We start from the raw sequence: 16,557 nt of genomic DNA, 5'->3' as shown, positions 1-16,557 counted from the left end.
GGCGGTCCCCCAGGGGCGCGGTCAGAGAGCGGTGGTCACGCGCTCGCGTGCCGGTGTGGTCGTGGACGGTGCCGGGGCGCGTCGGCGGCGGACGGCGGTGAGGGTGGCGAGCAGGGCGAGCGTGAGGAGCGAGGCGCCCCCGACGGCCGCGCCCAGGCGCAGGCCGGGCGGGTGGAAGGTGCAGTTCAGCGAGGTCGAGGTGCCGTCGAGGGGGACGGCGATCAGGCCGTGGTACTCCCCCGCGGGCCGGTCCGGTCCGTCGCCCGTGGCGCACCGCCAGCCGGCGATCCGGGGCGCGGCGACGACGGCGATGCCCTTGCTGCCCGCCGGCAGTTCGGCCCGGAGGGTGCCGTCGGAGACGGTCACCTCGGTGGCGCCGGTGGCCTTGAGGTGGGCGGCCGCCGCGCGCAGGCGTGCGGTGTCCAGGCAACCGACGGCGCCACCGGGGATGCGGCCGGGGCGGTCCGGGGACAGTCCGATGCGCAGCCGACCGGACGCCGGGGCGGTGCCGAGGGGCGCCATGGCGGCGCGGTTGCGCGGGAACGCGAAGCGGAAGCGGGCGTCGGTGCCGGTGCTGCTGCCGGTGCCGTCCAGACGTGCGGTGCCCGAGTAGTCCGGGGCCCACAGGTACACCTGACTGCCGGCCGGGCAACGAGCCGTGATCGTCGGCTTGACCTTGGCGTTCCCCGACCCGACCCGGCGTCCCGGGGCCGGCTTTCCGGCGTCGTCGTGGACGGCGACGCCGGGCAGGGTGTAGACGCGGCTGCCGAGCAGCAGCTCCTGGTTGCGGTACGGCGACGGCCCGAAGGAGGCCCGGTCGGGCTCGGTCCGTACCGTCACCAGGGGCGGCACGTCCCGCCGGGACACGGTCGGCGGGCCGCCGCCCGGCGGCACGTGCTTCTGGTGCGGGTCCGGCGGCGAGTGCACCCGGGCGCCGACCGAGAAGATGACGTCGGTGACGGCGTCGTCCAGGCTCTGCACGCTCCGGCCGCGCGAGGTCCAGCCGTCGCCGAGCGCGGTGAGCGTGCGGCTGAGGACGTCGGAGGTCAGGCTGCTGTAGTACTGGGCACCCTGGCCGCCGACCAGCATCGGGTCGTTGCCGACGGTCTGCTCGCGTCCGGGGTCGGTGCGGTACCGGGGCCAGCCGTCGGCGTCCGCGATCGCGTCCGCCTGCCACTGCTGCCGCCGGCCCCAGGGCGCGTAGTCGTCCATGTGCCCGAGGCGGAGCCGGGTGGCCACGGCGGAGGTGGCGGCGGTCTCACCGAGCTGCGCGCCGAGCAGGAGTACGACGGCCAGGGCGGCCGTCCGGGAGCGCTGCCCGGCGTCGGCGCGGCCCAGCAGGGCGAGTCCGCCGAGCGTGCCGGCGGTGGCGAGCACCAGCACCGGCCAGGCGAAGGGGCGTACCAGGTCGCTGCGGCTCGCCACGAGGGTGATCAGGGCGAGCAGCCCGGTCGCCGACGCGAGCGCGCGCCGGCCGGGCCACCCGTAGGACAGGGTGTGCCAGGCGGCGATCACCAGCAGTCCGCACAGCACGAAGGCCTGGCGGTAGGGGCTGCCCTGCGGGGTGGCGAAGGCGTGCCAGACCAGATGGGTCGGCGCCCACTGCATCGACAGGGTCATCGCGAGCACGAGGAGTGTCCAGCCCGTGCGCACCCGGGCGGGGACCGCCCGGTGGAACGGCAGGGCGAGGGCGAGCAGCAGGGCCGTGATCCCCACGTAGACGGCCGGGGAGCCGAAGCCGTACGTCGTCGGCAGCAGCCGGGCGAACAGGTCCTCGCTTCCCACCGGGGCGAACTGGCGGACGCGGCCCGGGTAGGCGTGCTTGGTTCCGAAGTAGACGACCGTCACCAGCGGGGCGGCGAGGCCCACGCCGAGGGCGACGGTGAGGGCGGCACGGCCCGCCGCCGCGAGCGCCCGCCGGCGGGGCAGGTCCGCCAGCAGCAGGCGGAGCAGCAGGACCAGGCCGGCGCCGAGCGTGGCCATGTAGGCGGTGTAGAAGTTCGCGATCCAGGCCAGGGCCACGATGAGGACGCCGAGGTGGCGGCGGCGTCCGTCGAGGGCCCATTCGCCGACCAGGCAGAGCAGGGGCAGCGCGATGAGGCCGTCGAGCCACATCGGGTTGTAGGAGGCGTCGGCGACGCTCCAGCCGCACAGGGCGTACGAGGCACCGAGCAGGCCGGCCGCCCACCAGCGGCCGGGCCGCAGGGCGAGCAGCAGGAAGGCCATGGCGGCCGCGGCCGAGGCGGTCTTCAGGACGGTGATCGCATACACCGCGAGGTCCGTCTCGTCCCGCGGGAAGACGCCCACGAGCAGGGCGAACGGGCTGCCGAGATAGGTGCCGAGGTCGGGCAGGAAGCTGGAGCCGTAGCCCGACTGCCAGTTGACCAGGAGACCGCCGTCGGCCCTGCCGTGCAACAGGTCCCACAGGTGCGCATGGAAGGGCACGTACTGGTTGCCCAGGTCGTTGACGCTTCGGGTACGGGGGCCGAAGGGGTAGCTCCGGGCGATGACGTCAGCGGCGCAGAACGCCGTGATCGTCACGGCCGCCGCGAGCAGGGCGGCGGCCCGCCTCGGTCGGGATATCTCTTTCACACCCTGTTCCTGTCCGGGTGTCGCCGCGCGTTGCAACGCATTTTCTTCGGTCCCCCACGGAATATGTGCCTCATGCATTCGCCGTCTTAGACGGGACACGTTTCCTGTTGGTTGTGCGCTCACCAAAAAGTGAGGCGACTTCTTCCGAATACGGGAAACACCGCATGAATTTCATGACGACCAGGAAAACTCAGACTTTCCGGAAGGTGTTTTCAAGGTGAACCGAACCGTGCTTGACCTGGAGTGCACTCCAGGTTCTACCGTTCTTGTCATGACCAGCGGACAGCCCCTCCCGCAGGGCCGGGAGCCGTTCTTGACCATCGCCCAGGTGGCCGAGCGCACCGGCCTCTCGCACGACACCCTGCGCTACTACGAGAAGGCAGGCCTGATCGAGCGGGTCGGCCGGACCACCGGCAACCAGCGCCGCTACCAGGCGGCCGACCTCGCCTGGCTGGAGTTCCTGCTGCGGCTGCGCGAGACCGGCATGCCGATCGCCGACATGCAGCACTTCGCACGGCTGCGGGCACAGGGGGACGCGACGGTCGCCGACCGGCTGGCGATGCTCCGCGAGCACCGCGCCGAACTCGCCGACCGCATCCGGGCGCTGACGCACAACGCGGTCGCACTGGACGACAAGATCGATCACTATGAACGGCTGCTGGACGAGACGCAGCCGGGGACGGACGAGCTGACATGAGCGAGAGCACCACCCGTGACGAGCGGTTCACCCACGGTCTGGACGTCCTGAAGAGGGTGGACGGCGAGGCCGGGCAGCGGGTCGTCGACTCGCTCGCGGACATCAGCCCGGAGCTGGGGCACCAGATCGTCTCCTGGGCCTTCGGGGAGATCTACGACCGTCCCGGGCTCGCCCCGCGCGACCGCCAGCTGGTCACGCTGGGCATGCTCACCGCCCTGGGCGGCTGCGAGGCCCAGCTGGACGTGCATGTGAACGCGGCCCTCAACGTGGGCCTCACGCCCGAGCAGATCACGGAGGCACTGCTGCACTCCGCCGTCTACTGCGGCATACCGAAGGCGCTCAACGCCACCTTCGCCGCGAAGAAGGTCTTCGCCGAGCGCGGGCTGCTGCCGCTCGGACAGCAGCCCGCGCAGGCGGACGCGACGCCTACTTCTGCTTGATCCTCAGGAAGGTGACGGAGTTCGCCGGGAAGGTGTACGTGAACCTCCCCGCGACTCCGGTGAAGGTGGACGTCTCCGGGGCGACCGCCGTGGACGTCTCGGTGTTCACCGCGCCGGGCGCGGCGGCGAGCGTGGTCACCTCGGCCTTGGAGGCGACCCTGGCGCCGTCCAGGTCGATGGCCGTACGGGCCGCCGAGGCCTGGGCGTTGACGACCTTGACGATCAGCTCACCGGTCCTCGCGTCCCGGGTGACGACCTGGCGGAACGGCTCGGCCGGCCTGTCATCGGTGAAGCTGCCCCACTGCTGCCCGTCGAGGTAGAGGGTGACCTGGCGGCCGCGCACCTTGACGTCGATGTCGTAGGCGCGGCCCGTCTCGACCGAGCCCGCCTTCGAGAGCAGCGTGGACTTGCCGCCGTCCGCGGCCTGCTCGACGGCGCTCTGGGTGTTGTTCCAGCCGCCCAGGTTCCACCAGTAGTAGTTCCCGGTGTCCTTGACGCCGAAGGCGACGAGGAAGCCCTCCTTGCCGGACTTCTTGGTGGCCTTCACGTGCAGGTCGTAGTCGTGCCAGGACGGGTCGCCCGCCTGGACCATGGTGTTCTCGGCCGCGTCGTCCGTCTGGACGTAGGCCCCGTCCCGGACGCTCCAGCTGCCGGTTCCGGTGTGGGTCCACTTCGACGCGTCGCCGGAGAAGTCGTCGCCGAACAGCGTGCTCCCGTCGGCGGCGGTGACCTGCACGTCATCGTAGGCGGCGCTGGTGTTCCAGGTGGACAGGCCGACGGCGCCGCTGATCGGGCCGCTGACGTCCGGGGTCGTGGTGGCGGTGGAGGGCACCACCCGGCTGCCCACGTTGTTCATGAACAGCTTCTGGACCTCGTAGTTGGCCGAGCCCCAGGAGGCGTGGTTGTTGAACCACACCATGTCCGGGCTCCACTGCACGTAGTCCTCGTTGGCGAACAGCGGCGCGTAGGAGGCCAGCTTGACGACGTCCGCGTTGCGTTCCAGGCCGGTCATGTAGGCCGCTTCGGCGAGACCGTTCTTGAAGGCGTTGCCCTGGGAGGCGTACTCGCCGAGGAAGACCTTCGGGCCGCTGCGGTCGTAGGAGTCGTAGCGGTCGTTGTTCTGCAGGAACCACTGCGGGCTGTTGTAGTAGTGCTCGTCGACCATGTCGACCTTGGCGTCCCGGTTGAGCTTCCAGGCCGTGTCGAAGGTCGAGCCGGAGTCGTCCGGGCCGGAGTTGGAGATCACCTGCACGGAGGGGTACTTCGCCTGGACGGCCGCGCGGAACTGCTGGAAGCGGGCGAAGAACTCGTTCGGGAGGTTCTCCTCGTTGCCGACCTCGATGTGGGTGAGGTGGAAGGGCTTCGGGTGGCCCATCTCGGCCCGCACCTTGCCCCAGGTCGAGGACGCCGGGCCGTTGGCGAACTCGATGAGGTCGAGGGTGTCCCGGATGTGCCGTTCGAGCAGCGCGTCGTCGGCGACGGCCTTGTTCTGGCCGCAGCCGGTCACCAGGGCGGGGACGACGGGCAGGGGCATGGCGCCGATGTCCTCGGCGAGGCGGAAGTACTCGTAGTAGCCGAGGCCGTACGACTGGTTGTAGCCCCAGAAGTTGGAGTTCGTCGCCCGCTTCTCGACCGGGCCGACGGTGTCCTTCCACTGGTAGGAGCGCTTGCGCTGCCAGCCGGAGGCCTCGCTGTAGTCCTGCATGGAGCCCGTGTTGACCAGGCAGCCGCCGGGGAAGCGGACGAAGCCCGGGTGCAGGGCGGCGACCTTCTCGGCGAGGTCCTTGCGCAGGCCGTTCGGCTCGTGCTTGTAGGTGTCGCGCGGGAAGAGGGACACCATGTCGAGGGCGGCCGCGGCCGAGGAGGCGACGGTGAGGCGGCCGGTGGTGCTGGTGCGGGTCGCGGTGACGGTGGCCCGGTACTGGGCCCAGCCGCTCTTCTTGACGGCGATCTGCCGTGGGGCCGCGAGGGTTCCGCCCGCGTCCTGGAGGGACACGGTGAGCGTGGTGCCCGCCTCCGCGCGGGCCCACACCGAGAAGTCGTACTTCTTGCCGTCCTGCACGGCGATGCCGGTGTTGTAGCCGGAGTTGGTGACCGCCGAACCGGCGCCCAGGGAGAGGTAGTCGCGGTTGCGGTCACCCAAGCGGCCCGCGTCGTTCACGACCTGCGCGGTACCGGTGACCGTCCAGGCGGTCAGAGGTGTGTACGACCGGTTGTCGTCGGTGGAGTACTCGAAGGACCGGTTCTGCACGAGTTCGGCGTACAGGCCGCCGTCGGCCGCACGGTTGATGTCCTCGAAGAAGACGCCGTACATCGACTTGTCGATCTGTGTGCCCCGGGCGGCGGGGTCGACGGTGATCGAGTAGTCCGTGACGTCGGCGGCGTGGGCGGGGGCCGGGACGGCGGCGACAGCGAGGAGGAAAGCGCTTGCCGTGAGGCCGAGTCTCAGCCTGGTGCGGGTGGTGCGTGACATGGATACTCCGCGGCTCTTGATAGTTCGAAATATCAGACACTGGTCAGCACTTCGAACGGCAAGATAGGGAAGAGGTATGAGCACGTCAATGGGACGGACGGACAGGGGTGACGATGGGCGAGTTCTGGCCCGTGGCCGACGTGCTGGTCCATCTGGCCGGGCGCTGGCGGGTGGAGCGGAGCGTGCGGGATCTGGCGAGCGGGGACGAGGGCCGCTTCGAAGGCGTCACTGTCTTCAGTCCGCTCGACGGCGGCGGGCTGCTGCACGAGGAGTCGGGAACGTTCACCTGGCAGGGCGTGGCACGGCCCGCGACCCGGACCCTGCGCTTTCTGCCCGGGGCCGCGCCGGGCACGGCGGACGTGCGGTTCGCGGACGGCCGGCCCTTCCACGACCTGGACCTGACCTCGGGGCGGTACGTCGTCGGCCATCCCTGCGCGGCCGACCTCTACCGGGGCGAGTTCACCGTGACGGACGCCGACCACTGGGGCACGGTGTGGCGGGTGGGCGGACCGGCCAAGGACCTGGTGCTGACCACGGCCTACGCGCGCGTGCGCTGAGCCGACGCGGCCTCGAAGCGGAGGTTCCAGCGACCCGCCCGACCCGTCACCGTGGTCGTCGACAGCGGGCGGACGTCGATGTTCCAGTAGGTCGCCGGCGGTGCCTTGAGGGCGTACACCAGGGCGGCCCGGATCACCGAGGGCTCGGCGACGGCGACGATCCGGCCGCCGTCGTCCGCCGGCCGGGTGTCGAGCCAGCCGCCGACCCGGGATATGAAGGCCAGCAGCGACTCGCCGCCGTGCGGGGTCGAGCGCGGATCGGCGAGCCAGGCGTCCACGGCGTCCGGCTCCCGGGCCATCGCCTCGCCCAGCGTCAGCCCGCGCCAGCGGCCCATGTCGCAGTCGCGCAGGGCGAGCTGGACCAGCGGGGCGTACCCCAGGGCGTCCCCGGTGGCACGGCTGCGCGGGGTCGGGGAGCAGTAGCGCAGCTCGGCCGCCGCCAACGGCAGCAGGTCACCGGCGACGCGCTGCACCTCGTCCCAGCCGGCCTGGTCCAGCGGCCGGTCGTCCTCGAAGCGCTCCGCGAGCAGCGGGGAACTGCGCGCGGCCGCGACGAACGTCACCCGAAGTGGCATGCGGTGATGGTGAGCCCCGGGTGTGCGCAGGTCAAGGGCTGCCGCCCGCCGGCTACCCGGGGTGAGCGAGCGCTTACTCGAAGGGGTGTGCCATCCACTGGTCCGGGCGGTCCAGCGGGCGGAAGCCCAGCTTCTCGTAGACCCCGTGCGCATCCTCCGTGGCGAGCAGCATGCGGCGCAGTCCGAAGGGCCGCAGGTGGTCCCGGATGCGGCCGACGAAGGCCGTGCCGACGCCCTTTCCGCGCACCGAGGGGTCGACGTAGACGTCGGCGAGCCAGGCGAACAGCGCCCGGTCGGTCACCACGCGCGCGTACGCCACCTGCTCGCCCGAGGCCGTGGCGTACACCCCGAAGTTGATCGAGGACGCCATCGCCTGCTCGTGCTTCTCCCGGGAGCGGCCGATCGCCCAGTACGCGTCGGTCGACAGCCAGCCGTGCACACGGTCGACGTCGACGCGTGCCGTGTCGGCGGAGAACTCGTAGCCGTCCGGGAGATCGGGTGCCTCGCTCATGCGGTGATCCTCACAGCGCGGCAGACCGGCGTCGACCGGATTTCCCACCAGGCCGTCAGAACACCTCGTCACACGCGGCCCGCAACCGCCGTACCCCCTCCGCGATCTCTCCCGTCCCCGCCACCGCCGCGAAGCTCAGACGCAGGTGGCCCGCGGGAGGTTCGGCGCTGAAGTAGGGGCGGCCGGGGGTGAGGGCCACGCCCGCGCGCAGGGCGGCGGCGGTCAGGGACGCCTCTGCCCCGGAGCCGAAGGCCCGGGAGATGCCCCCGGTGCCGTCGGGGAGGCGGAGCCAGAGGTGGTAGCCGCCGGACGGGATGTGGGGCAGGGCGAGTTCGGGGAGGTGACGGGCGAGTTCTGTCGTCATGGTGTCGCGGCGGGTCTTCAGCTCGGCCGACAGCGCCCGCAGATGGCGCGGCCAGGCCGGTGAGCCGACGAGTTCCAGGGCGGCCTCCTGGAGCGGCCGGGGGACGAAGAAGCTGTCCACGACCTGGATGGCGCGCAGGCGTTCCAGTACCGGCCCGCGGGCGGCCAGTGCGCTCACCCGGAAACTGGGCGAGGTCGCCTTGGTCAGCGAGCCGACGTGGACGACGACGCCGTCGGGGTCGTCGGCGGCCAGCGGGCGGGGCAGCGGGCCCGCGTCGGCGTGCACGAGGCGTCGTACGAAGTCGTCCTCGACGACGAACGCGCCCGCCGACCGGGCGATGCTCAGCACCTCGGCGCGGCGCTCGGGTGCCAGGACCGCACCGGTCGGGTTCTGGAACAGGGGCTGGCAGACGAAGACCCGGGCGCCGGTGGCGCGGAAGGCGTCGGCGAGGAGGTCGGGGCGCACGCCGTCGGGGTCGAGCGGCACCGGGACCGGGCGCAGGCCGGCCGCGCGGGCCAGGGCCAGCATGCCGGGGTAGGTGGGCGACTCCACGAGGACCGTTGCACCGGGCGGGGCCAGGGCCCGCAAGGCCGTGGCCAGTGCGGCCTGGCCGCCGGCGGCGATCAGCACCTCGGCCGCGGTGACGGAACCGCCGATGCCGCGCGCGAACCACTCCCGCAGCTCCGGCAGCCCCTCCAGCGGTGGCCTCCCCCAGGCGCCGGGCCGCCGTCCCGCCCGGGCGAGGGCCGCGGCCATGGCGCGCTCGGGCTGGAGCGAGGGATGCAGATAGCCGCCGTTGAACTCCAGCACGCCGGGCGGCGGGGTGGTGAGCGAGACCGTGACCCCGGACGCGTCCACCGTGCGCGGTACGAGGTCGTCGGCGCCGTCGGCGCTCAGTACGACCTCCTGCCAGGAGGTGTCCCCGGCCGGCGCGGCGGCCGGGCGCGGCCGCGCACGGAAGGCGCCGGCGCCGGGTCGGGTGACGACCAGTCCCTCGGCGGCCAGCTGGCCCAGGGCTCGGGAGACGGTCACCGGGCTCACCCGGAACCGATCGACCAGTGCCCGACTCGACGGGAGCTTTCCACCAGGTGAGTAGCGGTCCAGTTCCCGTCTGAGCTGTTCTGCCAGTTCACTGACGCTGCTACGCTCATGCATGAGAGTACAGAGTAGCGCTACTACCGCGACAGCGATAGCGGTCCCCGCCCCGCGCGAGCACCCGTCCCTCGGCACCGGCCAGGCCGCTCTCGGTGTGATCGCCTTCTCCCTCACCTTCCCGTCCACCGCCTGGGGCCTGGAGAGCTTCGGTCCCTGGTCCCTGGTGGCGCTGCGCAGCGTGCTCGCGGCGCTCGTCGCGGGCGCATGTCTGCTGGTTCTGCGGGTGCCGATGCCCGAGCGCCGGCACCTGCCGGGCCTCGCGGTCGTCGCCGCCGGCGTGGTGCTCGGCTTCCCGCTGCTGACCACGCTCGCCCTGCAGACGTCGACCACGTCCCATGCCGCCGTCGTGGTGGGCCTGCTGCCGCTGACCACCGCCGCCTGCTCGGCCCTGCGCATGGGCCACCGGCTCTCGCGGCGGTTCTGGCTGGCGGCCCTGGCGGGAGCGGCTGCCGTGCTCGCCTTCACCGTCGTCCAGAGCGGCGGCGCGCTCACCGCGGCAGACGGCTGCCTGTTCGCCGCGCTGCTGGTGTGCGCGGCCGGATACACCGAGGGCGGGCGGCTGGCCCGGGTCATGCCCGGCTGGCAGGTCGTCGGCTGGGCGCTGGTGCTGTGCCTGCCGCTGAGCGTGCCGGCCGCCGCACTGGCTCTGTCGTACGAGCCGATGCACCTGACCGGGCACGGTGTGGCGGGTCTGGTGTGGGTGTCGGTGGTCTCGCAGTTCCTCGGTCTTGTCGTCTGGTACCGCGGGATGGCGGCCATCGGGATCCCGAAGGCCAGCCAGTTGCAGTTGGCCCAGCCGCTGCTCACACTGGTGTGGTCGGCGCTGCTGCTGGGCGAGCACCTTACTGCGGCCGCTCCGCTGACCGCTGTCGCCGTGCTCGTCTGCATCGCCGTCACCCAACGGTCGTGACCGTGAGGAGGGCCTGATGCGCGCAACCGTGGGCGACCAGCTTGTCCAGCACGGCAGGGTGGTCGGCCAGCACGACCACATCTCGGAAGTCGTGGAAGTACTGGGCTCCGAGGGCAAGCCTCCGTACCGCGTCCGCTTCGAGGACGGGCACGAGGCGATCATGTCCCCCGGTCCCGACTGCCAGGTCAAGCACAGGGACGAGGAACACCACTAGATCAGCTACATCAGCGAGGTGGCGTCGCCGGCTGCCGGTAGTGGTCGGCGACCACCCGCGCCATCGCCCCGATCGGATCCGCGGCCACCTCCTTGGCGGCGAAGAACACATGCCCGCGTACCTGCGGATACCTGGCGGCGAGCGTGAGGTGCCGGGACAGCTCGACCGGGTCCTGCCACGGCGAGGGCTGCCCCGCCGCACCCGCCTTGTACAACGCCTCACCGAGGTACAGGTGTGTCTTGGTGCCCTCGGCCACCTTCGCCCACCAGGCGACCAGGGTCGCGTAGTCGGCGGCGGCGAAGCCGATGTGCCAGTAGAGCTGCGGGACGATGTAGTCGATCCAGTGCTTGCGCACCCACGTGCGGGTGTCCGCGTGCAGATCGTCGTACGTCTGGACGCCCGCCCGTGTGTCCGAGCCGCGGGAGTCGGTCGCGGCGTTGCGCCACACCCCGAAGGGACTGATCCCGAAGCGGGTGCCGGGCCGGATCCGCTTGACGCCCGCCGCCATCTCCTTGACCAGCTTGTCCGTGTTGTCGCGACGCCAGGCGGCCCGGGTGGAGAAGTCGCCGCCGTACCGGTCGAAGGCGTCGTCGTCGTCGAAGGTCTGTCCGGCGACCGGGTACGGGTAGAAGTAGTCGTCGAAGTGGACCGCGTCGACCGGGTACCTGGCGACGGCGTCGAGCATGGCCTGCTGCACGAAGGCCCGGACCTCGGGCAGGCCCGGGTTGTAGTAGAGCTTCCCGCCGTACGGCACCACCCAGTCCGGATGCTTGCGGGCCGGGTGCGAGGCGGCCAGCCGGCTCGGGTCGGTGTGGTTGGCGACGCGGTACGGGTTGAACCAGGCGTGCAGCTTCAGACCGCGGGCGTGGGCCTCCTGCACGGCGGCACCCAGCGGGTCCCAGCCCGGGTTCTCGCCCTGCGTGCCGGTGAGGTACTCGGACCACGGCTCGTACGGTGAGGGCCACAGGGCGTCCGCCGTGGGCCGCACCTGGAGGACCACCGTGTTGAGCCGGTCGCGCACCGCCCTGTCCAGGTGGCGGATCAGCTCCTCGCGCTGCGCGGCGGCGGTCAGGCCGCGCCGCGAGGGCCAGTCGCGGTTGGACACGGTCGCCACCCACATGCCCCGCATCTCGGCGGCCGCGCGCGCCCCCGGTCCGTCCGGGTACCGCCGGCCCGACGCCGCCGCGGCGGCCGGGTCCGCCGCGGCGCTCCCGGCCGCCGCGAGCGTCGACAGCGCCGCCAGCGCGAACGCGCGGCGTGACATTCGCCCCATCTGCACACCCCCATAACGCTTCGGATCCGTGTCGTCACGGATCGTTCCGCGCCCCAGGATGCCCCCACCCGGGCGATCGATCATCGATACTTGGCGGTAACGTGCACGATCGGAGCAGGCGCCGAACCCGGAGTTCCTGCCGAGCCGGAGAACCAGCGAAGGGGACGATGTGACGGGCATCCCAGGGGGAGACATTGCGCGCGTCGGAGTCGTGGGCTGCGGCCAGATGGGCGCGGGCATCGCCGAGGTGTGCGCCCGCGCGGGACTGGACGTGAGGGTCGCCGAGACCACCGGCGAGGCCCTGGAGATCGGCCGTACCCGGCTGTTCAACTCCCTGACCAAGGCCGCCGAGCGCGGCAAGATCAGCGAGGAGGAGCGGGACGCCACGCTGGCGCGGCTGAGCTTCACCACCGACCTGGGGGAGTTCGCCGACCGCGATCTCGTGATCGAGGCCGTCGTGGAGAACGAGCAGGTGAAGACGGAGATCTTCCAGGTGCTCGACCAGGTGGTGACCCGGCCGGATGCGATCCTGGCCTCCAACACCTCCTCCATCCCGCTGGTGAAGCTGGCGGTCACCACCTCGCGCCCCGACCACGTCGTCGGCATCCACTTCTTCAACCCGGCCCCGGTGCAGCAACTGGTCGAGCTGATCCCGGCGCTCACCACCTCCGAGGGCACGCTCGGCCGTGCGCAGCTGTTCGCCGAGAAGGTGCTCGGCAAGCACGCCATCCGCGCCCAGGACCGCTCGGGCTTCGTCGTCAACGCGCTGCTGGTGCCCTACCTGCTGTCCGCGATCCGCATGTTCGAGTCGGGCATCGCGAGCCGCGAGGCCATCGACAACGGCATGGAGATGGGCTGCGCCCACCCGATGGGCCCGCTGAAGCTGTCCGACCTGATCGGGCTGGACACCGTCGTCTCCATCGCCAACTCGATGTACGCCGAATACAAGGAGCCGCTGTACGCCGCTCCCCCGCTCCTCCAGCGCATGGTCGAGGCGGGCCGGCTCGGCCGGAAGTCCGGCTCGGGCTTCTACACCTACGGCTGATTACTCCCCGCGACACCTGTGTGCCCGGCACCCATCTCGGTGCCGGGCACACGTGTTTCACACACCGTGTGCGCGCCGGGCACGCATATGCCCTTCGCACACGCTCCCCACGCGCCCACCAGGCGAGTTCACTCTTCATGCGCATGCAAGGGATGCGGAACAACCAGATTCGACTACGGAAAGGAGTGGACTCGTGACCGCCGATCCGGAGCATCCCGTGGTCCATGGAGAACTCGCAGAGTTACGGCGCCGCCTCGACGTGGCGTACGCCCGAGTCGAGGGAGGACTCGCCCTGCTCAGCCACCGCGCCAAGGAGACCGCCAAGGAAGTGGACGAGCTGCACACCCGCATGAGCTCGCTGGAACACGCACGCTGGCCACTGCCCTCGGTCGCCGCGCTCACCGCCCTGGGAGCGCTGGTCGTGACGGTCTGGCAGGCGCTGGCCCACTAGGCATCGGCGAGCCTGAGGTGGTGCAGCAGGAGTAACGCGGCCGCCATGTTGGCGGCCGGGACCTCCCCTCGGGCGATCAGGTCGGGGACGACTTTGAGCGGGACCCATTCACGGCGGTCCGACTCGAAGTCGTCCACGGGATGTCCGACGTACTCGGCCCGCTCGGACCAGTAGATGTGGTGCCGGGCGTCGGTGAGGCCGTTGGACGGCTCCACGCTCATCAGGTGGTGCAGGGGTCCCGGCCGCCAGCCGGTCTCCTCCTCCAGTTCCCTGGCGGCCGCGCTCGCGATGTCCTCGCCGTCCTCCACCACACCCGCGGCCAGTTCCCAGCCCCAGCTGTCGGTGATGAACCGGTGGCGCCACAGGAGCAGGACTTCGTTGGCCTCGTTGACCACCGTGGCGACGGCGACCGGCCGCAGCCGGATCAGGAAGTGGTCGAGATGCCGGCCGTCCGGCAGCTCGACATCTGCGAGGTTGACGCTGAACCAGCGGTTTTCATACACAGTTTGTTCGTTCTGTTTCGTCCACTGCACGGTTCTGCCACCTTCCGACGAGTAAGTGGCAATATCGCAGCAGGGACTATGTACCTACAGGGCGTCTACAGCGGTACGCGCAGTGCGCCGTCGATGAGTTCGGCGGCTTCGGCGGTTCCGGCCGAGCCGCAGCGCACCAGGTGCTCGCGTACCGCGCGGAGTCTGTCGCGCAGCCGCTGGGACTCCATCCCGCGGGCCTGCTCGGCCATCTGCACCGCGGTGGCCACCGCCTTGTCCGCGTTTCCCTGGCGCAGTTCGATGGTGCTGAGCATGGCGAGCCGGTGCACCCGGCCCCGGTCGTGGGCGGGGTTGTCGACCGCGGCCGCCGCGTGCTCCCCGGCGGCGGCGAGTTCACCGAGGCTGAGCAGCGCCTCGGCCACCTGGACGTTGACCAGGCCGGGCTGAACGTAACCGGTCTCGTCGGGCTCGTACCCGCGCCGGATGCGATCGGCGGCCGTCTCGGCGCGCCGGATGCAGGACAGGGCGCTGCCGCTGTCGCCGAGGTGGGCGTACGCCTTGGCCTGCATCGCGTACAGGTCGGAGGCGAGGGCCGGGGTGATGTGCTTGCCGGCGGCGCGCAGCGCGGCCTCGGCGAAGGCGACGGCCTGGCGGTACTCCTTCATGAACAGCGCCTGGTTGACGAGCAGCGCGATGACATAGGCCCCGAGTCCCCGGTCCCCGCTGGCTTTTGCCAGCCTCAGCGCCTGGTGGAAGTAGCGCTGGGCGAGGCCGTGCGCGTCGGAGTCGTACGCGCAGATGCCCGCGATCGCCACCAACCCACCGGTGGCACGGTGCAGTTGACGGCCCGTGGCGTCGGTGTAGCTGCCGCGCAGCAGCGGGGCCGCCTCGGCATTGAGGAAGCCGACGATGCGGGTGCGGGTCGCGATGCCGCCGGCCTTGCGGTACATCTGCTCGTAGTGGCTGCGGGCGGCGCGCAGCATCTCGATGTCGGCCACGGTGACCCGGTGCCGGCCGCCCCGGGAGACGTCCACGTCCTCGGGCGGGTTCTCCCACTCCCACACCGGCATGACGGCGGGGGTGCCGGTGACCGCGGGAGCGCCGAGCACATGCGGGCGCTGCTGTTCGTCGGAGCGCCACAGAGCGGTGGCGCGCTCCACGAAGCCGGAGAGCGAGCCGGTGTGCGGGGTGCTCGGCTCGCCGGGGACCCCGAGGCCGATGTCGTCCAGGGTGACCGGCCGGTGCAGCCGTCCGGCGAGCACCTCGCAGATCAGATCGGGCACTTGGCCGCGCGGTCGCTGCCCCTTCAGCCACCGTGCCACGGCCGTGTGTTCGTACCGGAGCGTGAGCCCCCGTCTCCGGCCCGCCTGGTTGACATGGGCGGCGAGACCGGCGTGCGAGATACCCGCCTCGTCCAGGATCGCGTCGAGCAGAGTGTTGGGCTGCATTGGGTGTGCCCCCCGGGTGGCCTGGTGCCGTCAGCGTAGTGCGTCCGCTTTCACACGGGGTGTGAACGGAGTGCGCGCATCCGCACCGTGTGCACTCTGTTGCGGAGCGTGGTCTGCCGGTTGACTGGAGGTCCTCGCAAGAGACTGGCCAAGCCACCGGCTCCCCCTCAGAAAGCGGTGGCTTGGCCTCTAGCGACGCGTTGTCGGCTGCGGGTCCGTGGGGGCCGTTCGCCCGGTTCCCCGCGCTCCCACGGAGTGGGACCTCGCTCTGTTTCGGTCGTTCCGCAGGACCAGCAACGCCACGTCGTCCGTGGGCCTGCCGGACGTGTGGTGCAGGAGGGCCGTGAAGACCGTACGGAGGACCGTCTGAGGCGTCACCGGGTGACCGCGTACGGCCTCGCGCAGTGCTGTGGGGAGAGAGAAGAAGCGGCCGTGGCAGTCCCTGGCGTCCTCCGCTCCGTCGGTGAACAGCACCAGAGAGTCTCCGGGAAGCAACTGCCCGCACGGCTGCGCCACCAGCTCCGCGGGGAGCGGGAACGTGCCCAGGGGCGGGAGTGGGTCGCCACCGGTGAAGGGCTCCACCCGAGTGCCCCTGAGCAGGTACGGCCATGGGTGACCGCAGTTGAGGGCTCGTACTTCACCGTCCCGGGTGATCTCCAGGAGCAGGACGGTGACGAACTCCTCGGCGACCGGCGGGCCCGGGTCCTGCCCGCTGGACGGGTGGTCGCTGCGGGAGCGCTCGCGCAGGTGGCGGGCGTGGGCCCGCTCCAACCGCCGGAGTACGCGTGCGAGTTCGGCCTCGTCGTGCGCGGCCTCGCGGAAACTGCCGAGGACGGCGGCGACGGTGCCGAGGGCGGCGAGCCCATGACCGCGTACGTCGCCCATGACCACGCGGACACCGTGCTCGGTGGCGACGGCCTCGTACAGGTCGCCGCCGATCGCCGCGCCGCGGTCGGCGGACAGCTGGGCGGCCGCCATGTTCAGCCCGTCGAGGCGGGGCGGCAGGGGCCGCAGCAGGACGCTCTGGGCGGCGCCGGCGACCTGGCGGGCCTGTCGCAGTTCGCGCAGCAGGGCGTGGCGGACGTGGAATATCAGTCCGGTGCCGACCGCGAAGAACACGGCGCTGGTGAGGATTCGCGCGCCGAGCCCGTCCTGTTGGGCGAGCGGGCAGCCGAACTTGAACGTGATCGCCACGGCTCCCCAGACCGTGGGCAGCAAGGCTCCCCGCGCGGTGGGTGCCCTTGCCTTGATGCGGATCATGCCTCTGGTCCCCCATGTGGGCCCCGACAGAGCAGACGGACCGACCCCGAAAGGCCGGTCCGATTCTGTCCAGAGGCATGGCCCGGAAGGGCCAGATCCCT

The 16,557-nt window shown here is 71.5% G+C and carries 16 protein-coding genes; 7 read left to right on the top strand and 9 right to left on the bottom strand.

Features of this window, described 5'->3' with window-relative positions; all coding sequences use genetic code 11:
- Positions 1-21: 21 nt before the first annotated feature.
- Positions 22-2,592 carry a YfhO family protein gene (locus ABZ471_RS18545; protein ID WP_359067771.1) on the bottom strand — a complete coding sequence of 857 codons (2,571 nt, stop codon included), beginning with the start codon at positions 2,590-2,592 and terminating at the stop codon, positions 22-24.
- 271 nt (positions 2,593-2,863) lie between these two features.
- Here ABZ471_RS18545 and ABZ471_RS18540 point away from each other — a divergent pair, with 271 nt between their 5' ends.
- Positions 2,864-3,289: a MerR family transcriptional regulator gene (locus tag ABZ471_RS18540; protein ID WP_359067769.1), complete on the top strand. Its 426-nt coding sequence runs from the start codon at positions 2,864-2,866 to the stop codon at positions 3,287-3,289.
- Positions 3,286-3,729 carry a carboxymuconolactone decarboxylase family protein gene (locus tag ABZ471_RS18535; protein WP_359067766.1) on the top strand — a complete coding sequence of 148 codons (444 nt, stop codon included), beginning with the start codon at positions 3,286-3,288 and terminating at the stop codon, positions 3,727-3,729. Before ABZ471_RS18540 ends, ABZ471_RS18535 begins: the two co-directional genes overlap by 4 nt.
- On the opposite strand, the gene ABZ471_RS18530 is transcribed toward ABZ471_RS18535, so the two are convergent.
- Positions 3,716-6,202: an alpha-L-arabinofuranosidase C-terminal domain-containing protein gene (locus ABZ471_RS18530; protein ID WP_359067764.1), complete on the bottom strand. Its 2,487-nt coding sequence runs from the start codon at positions 6,200-6,202 to the stop codon at positions 3,716-3,718. The two genes, ABZ471_RS18535 and ABZ471_RS18530, sit on opposite strands and share 14 nt — an antisense overlap.
- Positions 6,203-6,315: 113 nt before the next feature.
- On the opposite strand from ABZ471_RS18530, the gene ABZ471_RS18525 reads away from it, so the two are divergent.
- Entirely contained in the window at positions 6,316-6,759 is a 444-nt protein-coding gene (locus tag ABZ471_RS18525; RefSeq protein ID WP_359067762.1) for a DUF6314 family protein, read from the top strand.
- Here the strand turns inward: ABZ471_RS18525 and ABZ471_RS18520 are convergent.
- The 3 genes from ABZ471_RS18520 to ABZ471_RS18510 all read right to left on the bottom strand — a co-directional run bounded on the left by ABZ471_RS18520 (position 6,741) and on the right by ABZ471_RS18510 (position 9,364).
- The gene (locus ABZ471_RS18520) at positions 6,741-7,334 is read right to left on the bottom strand and encodes a histidine phosphatase family protein (protein ID WP_359067760.1); all 594 of its coding nucleotides are present in this window, start codon (positions 7,332-7,334) and stop codon (positions 6,741-6,743) included. The two genes, ABZ471_RS18525 and ABZ471_RS18520, sit on opposite strands and share 19 nt — an antisense overlap.
- 73 nt (positions 7,335-7,407) lie before the next feature.
- Positions 7,408-7,845, bottom strand: coding sequence for a GNAT family N-acetyltransferase (locus tag ABZ471_RS18515; protein WP_359067758.1), 438 nt, complete (start codon positions 7,843-7,845; stop codon positions 7,408-7,410).
- 55 nt (positions 7,846-7,900) lie between these two features.
- On the bottom strand, positions 7,901-9,364 hold the full coding sequence (locus ABZ471_RS18510) for a PLP-dependent aminotransferase family protein (RefSeq protein ID WP_359067756.1): 1,464 nt from the start codon (positions 9,362-9,364) through the stop codon (positions 7,901-7,903).
- On the opposite strand from ABZ471_RS18510, the gene ABZ471_RS18505 reads away from it, so the two are divergent.
- Positions 9,363-10,274, top strand: a complete 912-nt coding sequence (locus ABZ471_RS18505) for a DMT family transporter (protein WP_359067754.1) — start codon at positions 9,363-9,365, stop codon at positions 10,272-10,274. The genes ABZ471_RS18510 and ABZ471_RS18505 overlap by 2 nt on opposite strands.
- Before the next feature lie 16 nt (positions 10,275-10,290).
- The gene (locus ABZ471_RS18500) at positions 10,291-10,488 is read left to right on the top strand and encodes a DUF1918 domain-containing protein (protein ID WP_359067752.1); all 198 of its coding nucleotides are present in this window, start codon (positions 10,291-10,293) and stop codon (positions 10,486-10,488) included.
- A gap of 10 nt (positions 10,489-10,498) precedes the next feature.
- Here ABZ471_RS18500 and ABZ471_RS18495 read toward each other — a convergent pair whose 3' ends face one another.
- Positions 10,499-11,761, bottom strand: coding sequence for a family 10 glycosylhydrolase (locus ABZ471_RS18495; RefSeq protein WP_359067750.1), 1,263 nt, complete (start codon positions 11,759-11,761; stop codon positions 10,499-10,501).
- A gap of 169 nt (positions 11,762-11,930) precedes the next feature.
- Here ABZ471_RS18495 and ABZ471_RS18490 point away from each other — a divergent pair, with 169 nt between their 5' ends.
- Positions 11,931-12,806, top strand: a complete 876-nt coding sequence (locus tag ABZ471_RS18490; RefSeq protein ID WP_359067748.1) for a 3-hydroxybutyryl-CoA dehydrogenase — start codon at positions 11,931-11,933, stop codon at positions 12,804-12,806.
- A 193-nt stretch (positions 12,807-12,999) separates the two neighbouring features.
- A complete protein-coding gene (locus tag ABZ471_RS18485) occupies positions 13,000-13,257 on the top strand; it encodes a hypothetical protein (protein WP_359067746.1) in 258 nt (85 codons plus the stop codon).
- On the opposite strand, the gene ABZ471_RS18480 is transcribed toward ABZ471_RS18485, so the two are convergent.
- From ABZ471_RS18480 to ABZ471_RS18470, 3 genes are all read right to left on the bottom strand, one after another.
- The gene (locus ABZ471_RS18480; RefSeq protein ID WP_359067744.1) at positions 13,254-13,790 is read right to left on the bottom strand and encodes an NUDIX hydrolase; all 537 of its coding nucleotides are present in this window, start codon (positions 13,788-13,790) and stop codon (positions 13,254-13,256) included. The genes ABZ471_RS18485 and ABZ471_RS18480 overlap by 4 nt on opposite strands.
- Before the next feature lie 65 nt (positions 13,791-13,855).
- Entirely contained in the window at positions 13,856-15,196 is a 1,341-nt protein-coding gene (locus ABZ471_RS18475; RefSeq protein WP_359067742.1) for a transcriptional regulator, read from the bottom strand.
- Positions 15,197-15,385: 189 nt separating this feature from the next.
- Positions 15,386-16,456, bottom strand: coding sequence for a PP2C family protein-serine/threonine phosphatase (locus ABZ471_RS18470; protein ID WP_359067740.1), 1,071 nt, complete (start codon positions 16,454-16,456; stop codon positions 15,386-15,388).
- Between the last annotated feature and the right edge of the window lie 101 nt (positions 16,457-16,557).

This window comes from Streptomyces sp. NPDC005728 (assembly GCF_040630895.1).
Lineage (GTDB): Bacteria > Actinomycetota > Actinomycetes > Streptomycetales > Streptomycetaceae > Streptomyces.
This window is presented reverse-complemented; position numbering and strand designations above follow the sequence as displayed.